Origin of the sequence: Mesorhizobium sp. M0136, assembly GCF_040322515.1 — a bacterium.
In the GTDB taxonomy this organism is placed as follows: domain Bacteria; phylum Pseudomonadota; class Alphaproteobacteria; order Rhizobiales; family Rhizobiaceae; genus Mesorhizobium.
This window is the reverse complement of the sequence record NZ_JAMYTP010000042.1, coordinates 20,892-30,182: the sequence shown is the minus strand read 5'-3', so window position 1 is coordinate 30,182 and position 9,291 is coordinate 20,892. Positions and strand designations below refer to the sequence as shown.

The following is a 9,291-nucleotide window of genomic DNA, read 5'->3' as shown; positions in this document are numbered from 1 at the left end:
GCCCCTTTTCATGCAGCAGTTTCAGCATCGAGATGCGCGCCGAGGAGGCAAGCCCTTTGAGCACGGCAATGCCTTCCTCAGGTTCAATCACCAGAAAATTGCGACTCATGAAATTGCCCGGCCCATGCGAAATCCATATCCGAAATTTACCCTGTATATCGAGATAGCTGATTTAATCAATGCGCAGGCGGAACGCCGGGCAATTTGTTGAAATCCGGCAGGGCGAGGGTCAACTGGTGGCCCTGCACAGAGTTTGTGCTGGAGTCACATGCAGAGTGGACACCTGAACGCCGATCGCCCAATCTAGTGCCGAGCCGAGCCCCGGTGATGGCGGCTTGCACATAAATTGGTGTGGACGGGTCGTGACCAAAGGGTGGAAATTATACGATCAGCGACTGGCCTGGGTCCTCGTCGCGCCTGTGCTTATACTGCTTACCCTGCTTCTGCTGCTGCCGATCGCGATGATGACGGTCTACACGTTTTTCACCTTCGTCACCGCCGGAGTTGAGTCGGCGGTGCTGACCTTCGACAACTGGAAGGAATTCCTCACCGACAGCTACTATCACAGCTTTCTTTGGAAGACCGTTCGCGTCGGCGCCATCACCGCGGTGATCTGCGCGATCCTTGGCTATTTCCCGGCCTATTTCATCTGGGCCACGACCTTCAGGCACAAATGGCTGCTGTTGCTGCTGCTCATCGTGCCGTTCTGGATCAGCTTCACCATCCGGACGTTCTCGTGGATCCACATCCTCGGCGAACAGGGGCTGATCAACGTGGCGCTCATCAGGCTGGGCGTCATCAACGAGCCGTTGCCGATGCTCTACACCGAGGGCGCCGTCATCATGGGGCTGTTGCATTTTCTGCTGCCCTACATGATCCTGAACGTCTATGTCAGCCTGGAAAGCATCGACCGCACGCTGATCGCCGCCGCCCGCTCGATGGGCTGTACCAGCGCGCAGGCGTTCCGCGAAGTGACCCTGCCACTATCGATGCCGGGGCTGGGCGCCGGGCTGCTGCTCTGCTTCGTGCTGGCGGCCGGTTCCTATGTGACGCCGCAGCTGCTCGGCGGTAGCCGCGATGCGCTGTTCGGCAACCTGATCTACGATACCATTATGGGCCAGCTCAATTGGCCGATGGGCGCCACGCTTTCCATCGTCCTGTTCGTCCTGCTCGGCGCCGCCGCTGCCGCCTACAGCCGCTATATGGGCCTATCGCAGATCATGAAGGGCCTCAGCGCATGAGAGCGGATCATCCCGATCGCGAAGGCAGATGGGCCTGGCGGCTGACCGGCGTGGTCACGGTGTGCGTCTACGTCTTCATGTTTGCGCCGATCCTCGCCACGGTCGTGCTTTCCTTCAACGCCTCGATGTTCGGCGGCTTTCCCCTCACCGGCTTCAGCCTGCGGTGGTACGAAAAGCTGCTCACCAACGAGCCGGTTCTCGACGCCTTCCGGACATCGATGTGGATTGCCCTGGTAACGGCGACGGTGACGACGCTGCTCGGCATCATGGCGGCATTGGCGCTGGTGCGCTTCGAGTTTCGTGGCAAGCAGGCGATCAACACGCTTGCCATTCTTCCCGCGCTGGTCCCTGAAACGATACTCGGCGTCGGCCTGCTGGTCATGATCAAAGCCGTCGACCAGCCGCGCAGCATGACGCTGCTGGTGCTCGGCCACATTCTGCTCACGCTCCCCTACGTGGTGCTGATCGTCCAGGCGCGCATGGTCGGCATAAAGCGTTCCTATGAGGAGGCGGCGCTGTCGCTCGGGGCGCCGCGTGTGTCGACATTCCGCGAGATTACGCTGCCGCTGCTCATTCCCGCAGTGCTTGCCAGCGTCCTGCTCGCTTTCACGATTTCGTTCGACAACACTTCGGCCAGCCTGTTCTGGCGGCCGGCGGGCGTCGAGACCATGCCGACGCAAATCCTTTCGATGCTGAAGATCTCGATCAGCCCCGAGGTGAACGCGCTCGGAACCGTCATGATCCTTTTGACGGTCGGCATTCCCTTGGCTGGCGGGCTCATCCTGCAAAGCCTCACCTGGTTCAAGGCAGGCAAGTGAAAATGAAAATGGGAGAACGGAAATGAAAGTGACAACCACCAAACGACTGGAACGGCTCAACGAACGCTATGCCGATGGCGACATCAGCCGGCGATCATTCCTGACGCTGACGGCCGCCGCTGCCGCCGCCACCGGGCTTTCCATGCCTTGGATGGGACGGGCGCTGGCCGCGGTTTCGGAAGTGCGCTTCGACGGATGGGGCGGCGTGGTGCAGGAAGCGATCGATAAGTACGCGTTCCAGCCCTACACCGCCAAGTCCAAGGTCAAGGTCGTCCAGGGCACCTTCGGCGACGAGAACGAGATCATCACCAAGATCAAGACGTCGAAGCCGGGCGACTTCCAGATCGTCCATTCTTCCGGCGTCAACTACTACATCAAATACGTCAATGGCGGTTTCAATTCGGAGATCAACGAGGCGAACATCCCGAACATGGCGAATGTGCTGACCGCCATGATCGAGCCGTTCCGCAAGATCACGCCGAAGCTGTCGGCAGTGCCATATGATTACGGCACCACTGGCATCGCCTACAACAACAAGGTCATTTCGCCGGATGAAGCAAAGGAAAAGGGCGCCAACCTGCTTACCGACAAGAAATATGCCGGCAAGATCGGCGGCTACGCCGATATGACGACGCGCGTCTGGTATGCGGCGCTGCAGACGAAACAGGACCCCAACAACATCCAGGACATGGATGCCATCTGGGCCAAGGTTCGCGAGACCCGCGACCTGGCCAAGAAGTTCTGGAGTTCCGGCGCGGAACTGATGGACCTCCTGTCGCGAAACGAGATCGTCGTCACCGACGCCTGGTCAGGACGTGTCGCCGCCCTGCAGCAGCAGGGCCAGCCGATCGGCTATCTCGACCCTGCCGGCTCATACGCATGGATGGAGGACATGCTGGTGCTCAAGGGTTCGCCCATGGCCGAATGCGAGGAACTGATCAACTTCATGCTGGATCCGGCAACGTCGATCGCCGTCGCCGAGGGCCAGAACTATCCGCCATCGCTTGACCCGACCAAGGTGAAGCTGACCGACAAGATCGCGGCACTTCCGGCCTTCGACCCGACCGGATCGATGAAGTCGCTGACCTTCGCCGATCCGCTCTACTGGGCGAAGAACGAGGACGCCTGGACCAAGCAATGGGACAGGGTGTCGAAAGGTGCATGACGACAACAGCCACGACCAGCAGCCCCGGCCGGCTTCGGCCGGGGCCGCTGGCGACCCGCTCGCCCAAGGCGAGAGGCAGCCGACAGGAAAGCCTGCGGTCGAGTTCCGCGACATCGATATTTTTTACGGCAAGTTCGCCGCTGTGCGCGATTTTTCATTGGCGATCCGCAAGGGTAGTTTCGTCACCTTGCTCGGGCCGTCCGGCTGCGGCAAGACGACGATCCTGCGATCGATCGCGGGCCTGGTCGACATCTCCAGCGGCCAGATCTCGATCGGCGGAAAGCGGGTCGACGACATCCCGATCTACAAGCGCAACATTGGTCTGGTGTTCCAGAACTACGCGCTCTTTCCGCACAAGAACGTCTTCGACAACGTCGCATTCGGCCTGAAATATCGAAATGTGCCGAAACCGGAAATCGTGCGCCGGGTCAAGAAGGCGCTGGATATGGTGCGGCTGCCCGGCAGTGAGACAAAGCTGCCATCACAGCTCTCTGGCGGCCAGCAGCAACGCATCGCACTGGCCCGCGCCATCGTCTTCGAGCCGGAAGTGCTGCTGCTGGACGAGCCCTTGTCGGCACTCGACGCCAACATGCGCGAGGACATGCGCGTCGAGATCAAGAAAATCCAGAGGGAGACGGGCATCACCGCTATCTTCGTGACGCACGACCAGGAAGAAGCTTTGTCGATGTCCGACCACATCGTCGTCATGAATGCCGGCCTGATCGAGCAGATCGGCTCCCCCGCGCAGGTCTATGATCAGCCGGCCACCGCATTCGTCGCCAATTTCCTTGGCAAGGCCAACATGCTGCCTGGCAGCGTGACTGTGATGGACGGCAAGATGGCGACGATCGCGCTGGCCAGCGGCCATGTCGTAAAGGCGGCCGCGCCGAAGGCGCTCGCGACCGGCAGCGCGGTCACCGTCGTCGTTCGCCCGCAGAAGCTTACCGTCGGTACCGTCGGTGCTGCCAACAGGCTGGCGGGACGGATAGTCTCGACCTCCTATCTGGGCGGCAATGCGGTCTACGAGATCGACATCGGCGCCGGCACGCTGGTGCGCGCCAACACGCTGATCGACGGCCAGCCGCTGCGTGAAGGCGAAATGGTCGATGTCTGCTTCGATCCGCTGGGCTGCGTGCTTCTCGACGCGCAAGGCTTACGCATCGCGTAGCGAGGCGGAACTGAGCCGTTCAGTCTTTCGCGTCACCCTTTGGCCCGAGAAACCGCGCATAAACCTCACCGACAATACCGCGCCGGAAAACCAGCACGCAGACCATGAAGGTCAGGCCGGTGGCGATGGTCACCGGAAAACTCGAGGTGGCGAGTGTGTTTTCCAGGCCGACGACCAGACTGGCCCCGATGATCGGCCCGACCATGGTGCCGATGCCGCCGAGGAGCGTCATCAGGATCACCTCGCCCGACATCTGCCAGGTGACGTCGGTGAGCGTGGCAAACTGAAAAACGATCGCCTTGAGCGCGCCGGCCAGCCCGGCCAATGTCGCCGACATGACGAAAGCCGCCAGCTTGTAGTTGGCGACGGAATAGCCCAGCGAAATGGCCCGGCTCTCGTTTTCCCGGATGGAACGCAGGATCATGCCGAAAGGCGAGTTGATGATGCGCCAGATGGCGAACACGCCGATCAGGAAGACTGCCAGCACGAAATAATAGATGTTGATCGAGACGTTCAGGTCGAGCATTCCAAGCAGCCTACCACGCGGCACGCCCTGGATGCCGTCCTCACCTCCGGTGAACGGTGCCTGCACGCAGAAGAAGAAGAACATCTGCGACAGCGCCAGCGTGATCATGGCGAAATAAATGCCTTGCCGGCGGATGGCAAAGAAGCCCATCACAAGGCCGAGCAGGGCCGCACCCAGGACGCCGAGCAGGATGCCCGCTTCCGGCGGCCAGCCCCAGACCTTGACCGCGTAGGCGGTGAAATAGGCCGCCCCGCCGAAGAACGTCGCATGGCCGAAGGACAATAGGCCGGTGTAGCCGAGCAGAAGGTTGAACGCGCAGGCAAACAGCGCAAAGCACAGCATCTTCATCAGGAAGATCGGATAGACGAAGAAAGGCGCCGCCAGCAGCGCCAGGATGCCGAGCCCGACCAGCGCCCATTCAAGCCGTGCGGAATTCTTGGCACGCGTCTCGCGAAGTGTCAGTTCGGCCATCTCAGGCATCCCTTCCGAACAGGCCGGCTGGCCGGACCAGAAGCACGATGGCCATGATGACGAAGACCACCAGATTGGAGGCTTCGGGATAGAAAACCTTGGTCAAGCCCTCGGCGAGGCCAAGCATGTAACCAGTGACGATCGCCCCGAGGATCGATCCCATGCCGCCGACCACGACAACGGCAAAAACGACGATGATGAGGTCAGATCCCATCAGCGGGCTCACCTGATAGATCGGCGCGGCGAGAACCCCCGCAAGCCCGGCAAGAGCGGCGCCGAGGCCGTAGGTGAGGGTCAGCAGCAACGGCACGTTGACGCCGAAAGCCTGCACCAGGCCGGGGTTCTCCGTTGCCGCGCGCAGATAGGAGCCCAGCCTGGTCTTCTCGATCAGCGCCCAAGTGCCGAAACAGACGATCATCGAGGCGACCACCACCCAGCCGCGATAATTGGGCAGGAACATGAAGCCGAGATTGGTGCCGCCGGAGAGCAGCGGCGGCACGGAATAAGGACTTCCCGATACGCCATAGTAGTAACGGAATACCCCTTCGAGCACGAGCGCGAGGCCAAAGGTGAAAAGCAGCCCGTAGAGCGGGTCGATGTCGTAAAGCCTCGACAGCGCCAGGCGCTCGACCACGACGCCGAAGCCGCCGACGATCAGCGGCGACAGGATCAGAGCCGGCCAGTAGCCGATGCCGAACCGGGTGAGAAGCAGATAGCCGATGAAGGCGCCGAGCATATAGAGCGCGCCGTGAGCGAAATTGATGACGCGCAACAGGCCGAATATGACAGCAAGGCCCAGGCTCAACATTGCGTAGAACGAGCCGTTGATGAGGCCGACCAGCAATTGGCCGAGGAATGCCTGAACGGGTATTCCGAAGATCATCGTCATGGCGTCATCATACACCCAGCACTTCATGCAGCAGCGTCATGCGATCCGGCAGTTCGCCGACCGGAAAGGCCGCCACGACCTTGCCGTGCTCCATCAGGTAGAAACGGTCGGTGACGCGGCTGGCAAAGCGGAAATTCTGCTCGACCAGCAGGATCGTCATACCGCGCTTTTTCATCGTCGCCAGCAGATCGCCGATGCGCTGCACGATGACCGGAGCCAGGCCCTCGGTCGGCTCATCGAGAAGCAGCATTTTCACGCCGGTTCTGAGCATGCGCGCGATCGCCAGCATCTGCTGCTCGCCGCCCGAGAGCCTGGTGCCGGGGCTGTTGCGGCGCTCCTTCAGATTGGGGAAAAGATCGAATATTTCCTCCACGCTCATGCCGCCTTCGGCGACGATCGGGGGCAGCACCAGATTCTCGTCCACGGTTAGCGTCGCGAAGATGCCGCGTTCCTCCGGCACCAGGCCGATGCCTTGCTGCGCGGTCCGGTGCAATGGCAGGCGCATCAGATCCTTGCCGTCGAAAAAAATCTGGCCGGTCCGCTGGCGGATCAGCCCGATGATGGCGCGCAATGTCGTGGTCTTGCCGACGCCGTTGCGGCCCAGCAACGTCACAGTTTCACCTGGAAAGACCTCCAGATCGACGCCGTGCAGCGCATGGCTCTCGCCATACCAGGCGTTGAGGTCGCGGACTGCAAGAAGCGGCGCGGCGTCAGTCATCGGCGGTGCCCATATAGGCGACCCTCACCCGCTCGTCGCGGCTGACCGTGGGGTAGTCGCCGGCGGCAAGGATTTCGCCGCGCTGCATGACGGTTATCCAGTCGCAAAGATCGGCCACTACTGTCAGATTGTGCTCGACCATCAGCACGGCGCGATCCCTGGCGACGGAGCGGATGATGTCGGAAACCGTGCGCACATCCTCATGCCCCATGCCGGCCATCGGCTCGTCGAGCAGCAGCACTTTCGGCTCGAGCGCCAGCGTCGTGGCGATCTCGAGCACACGTTTCCTGCCATAGGAGAGATCGGCGGCGGGCCTGTTCTTGGCATCGTCGAGACCGACAGACCGCAAAAGCTCCTCGGCGCGCGGCGTCAATCTATCGAGCGCCGACAGCGAGCGCCAGAACTGAACGCTGAGCCCGCCCGGTCGCTGCAATGCAACGCGCACATTGTCGAGCACGCTGAGATGCGGAAACACTGCCGATATCTGGAACGAGCGCACCAGGCCCATCCGCGCGACCTTGGCCGGCGAGGTGCGGGTGATGTCGTGGCCGAGCAGTTCGATCCTGCCGCTGGTCGGCGGCAGGAACTTGGTGAGCAGGTTGAACACGGTGGTCTTGCCGGCGCCGTTGGGTCCGATCAGCGCGTGGATATTGCCGTGGTAGAGGTCGAGATCGACATTCCTGACCGCAACAAAGCCGGCGAAGTCACGCCGCAAACCGCGGGCGGAAAGCACTACCCGCGGCCGATCCGGTTCAGGCGGCGCCATCGGTCCGCCAATCACTCGCCGGCCGTGGGACAGCCGCTCTCTTTGGCGCTCAGGAACGCCTCGTTACCGGGGATCGTGGCCAGGGGTTTGTAGTAGTCCCACTCCTTGGTGCTCTCACTCGGCGACTTGACCTGATAAAGATACATGTCGTGAACCATGTTGCCGTCGGACTGCACTTTGCCGCTCGCCGCAAAGACGTCGTTCACCGGCATCGAATGCAATTCCTTGGCGACCGCCTCGGTTCCATCGGTGCCGGCTTTGTCGATCGCCTTCAAATACTGTGTCACGGCTGAATAGGTGGCGGCCTGGATCATATTCGGCATGCGGTTGGTGCGCTTGAAGAACCGCTGGGCGAACTCGCGGCTCTTGTCGTCGCGATCCCAGTAGAAGCCTTCGGTCAGCACCACGCCTTGCGCCGCCTCGAGACCGAGCCCATGCACCTCGGCCAGCGTGAACAGAAGTGCTGCAAGCCGCTGACCGCCCTGCACGATACCGAATTCGGCCGCCTGCTTGATCGAATTGGAGGTGTCGAGGCCGGCATTCGCCAGGCCGATGACCTTGGCGCCCGACGATTGCGCCTGCAGCAGGAAGGATGAATAGTCGGTCGAGCCGAGCGGGTAACGCACCTCGCCAACCACCTTCCCGCCATGGCTCTCGACGAACTTTGCGGTCTGCTCCTTGAGCGAATATCCGAATGCATAATCGACGGTGACGAAGAACCAGCTGTCGCCGCCTTGCTGGACGAGAGCGCCACCGGTCCCCACTGCCTGCGAATGCGTGTCGTAGGCCCAGTGGAAGCCATAGGGCGAGCACTGTTTACCGGTTAGCTCGGTGGTCGCGGCGCCGGTGACGATATCAATTTTCTTCTTTTCCTTGGAAATCCCCTGGACGGCGAGCGCCACCGAGGAGGTGGTGAGTTCCATGATGGAATCGACCTGTTCGGTGTCATACCACTGCCGCGCAATGTTGGAGGCGATGTCCGGCTTGTTCTGGTGGTCGGCGCTGACGATCTCGACCGGCGCACCTTGCACCTTGCCGCCGAAATCCTCGACCGCCATCTTGGCGGCCTCGACCGACCACTTGCCGCCGAAATCGGCGTAGACGCCCGACTGGTCGTTGAGAATGCCGATCTTGACCTTGCCGTCGGAAATCTCGGCGGCTGCGGCAGGCATTGCAGTCGCTGCAAGAAGCGCGGCCGAGACCAGGTACGATATCTTCATTGGTGACTTCCTCCCTTATGGTCGACAACCGAGCAACATGTCGGCGGCTGCCTGCTGCGACACGAAGAGTGGCCTCCCACATTCCATCCTCTCCGGCGCAAAATCACGCAGCGCTGTACGGCCGCCGTCCTCAAATCGTAGCATCGCTCGGCAACGCGAGAACAGTTACTTTAGTATTAGGCATCCGCGATGCCCGGCCGCCGAAGCGCAACATAGCGCCGGATCGTGCGGCGTCCAGATCGGCCTCTATTCTCGCCGAAGCAACGATTACGGCTGACGGTCCGGATATCGTTGAACGAGAATTCTCCT

9 protein-coding genes are annotated in these 9,291 nt (G+C 61.4%); 4 read left to right on the top strand and 5 right to left on the bottom strand.

The features are described from left to right. Positions 1-362: 362 nt before the first annotated feature. From NKJ35_RS29555 to NKJ35_RS29540, 4 genes are read left to right on the top strand one after another with little or no spacing between them, the layout of a single operon-like run. Positions 363-1,241: an ABC transporter permease gene (locus NKJ35_RS29555; protein WP_352651126.1), complete on the top strand. Its 879-nt coding sequence runs from the start codon at positions 363-365 to the stop codon at positions 1,239-1,241. Continuing rightward, positions 1,238-2,059, top strand: a complete 822-nt coding sequence (locus NKJ35_RS29550; RefSeq protein WP_352651124.1) for an ABC transporter permease — start codon at positions 1,238-1,240, stop codon at positions 2,057-2,059. The genes NKJ35_RS29555 and NKJ35_RS29550 overlap by 4 nt, the downstream gene beginning before the upstream one ends. A gap of 22 nt (positions 2,060-2,081) precedes the next feature. Further along, on the top strand, positions 2,082-3,224 hold the full coding sequence (locus tag NKJ35_RS29545; RefSeq protein ID WP_352651122.1) for an extracellular solute-binding protein: 1,143 nt from the start codon (positions 2,082-2,084) through the stop codon (positions 3,222-3,224). Continuing rightward, positions 3,217-4,392, top strand: a complete 1,176-nt coding sequence (locus NKJ35_RS29540; protein WP_352507221.1) for an ABC transporter ATP-binding protein — start codon at positions 3,217-3,219, stop codon at positions 4,390-4,392. Before NKJ35_RS29545 ends, NKJ35_RS29540 begins: the two co-directional genes overlap by 8 nt. 19 nt (positions 4,393-4,411) lie before the next feature. Here the strand turns inward: NKJ35_RS29540 and NKJ35_RS29535 are convergent, their stop codons facing one another. From NKJ35_RS29535 to NKJ35_RS29515, 5 genes are read right to left on the bottom strand one after another with little or no spacing between them, the layout of a single operon-like run. After that, complete coding sequence (locus NKJ35_RS29535; RefSeq protein ID WP_352651119.1) at positions 4,412-5,389, bottom strand: branched-chain amino acid ABC transporter permease; 978 nt, start codon at positions 5,387-5,389, stop codon at positions 4,412-4,414. Position 5,390: 1 nt separating this feature from the next. Next, positions 5,391-6,278, bottom strand: a complete 888-nt coding sequence (locus tag NKJ35_RS29530; RefSeq protein WP_254819527.1) for a branched-chain amino acid ABC transporter permease — start codon at positions 6,276-6,278, stop codon at positions 5,391-5,393. A gap of 7 nt (positions 6,279-6,285) precedes the next feature. Further along, a complete protein-coding gene (locus NKJ35_RS29525) occupies positions 6,286-6,996 on the bottom strand; it encodes an ABC transporter ATP-binding protein (RefSeq protein WP_352507224.1) in 711 nt (236 codons plus the stop codon). After that, positions 6,989-7,762: an ABC transporter ATP-binding protein gene (locus tag NKJ35_RS29520; protein WP_352651117.1), complete on the bottom strand. Its 774-nt coding sequence runs from the start codon at positions 7,760-7,762 to the stop codon at positions 6,989-6,991. Before NKJ35_RS29520 ends, NKJ35_RS29525 begins: the two co-directional genes overlap by 8 nt. An 11-nt stretch (positions 7,763-7,773) precedes the next feature. After that, the gene (locus NKJ35_RS29515; protein ID WP_352651115.1) at positions 7,774-8,982 is read right to left on the bottom strand and encodes an ABC transporter substrate-binding protein; all 1,209 of its coding nucleotides are present in this window, start codon (positions 8,980-8,982) and stop codon (positions 7,774-7,776) included. Positions 8,983-9,291: the final 309 nt, after the last annotated feature.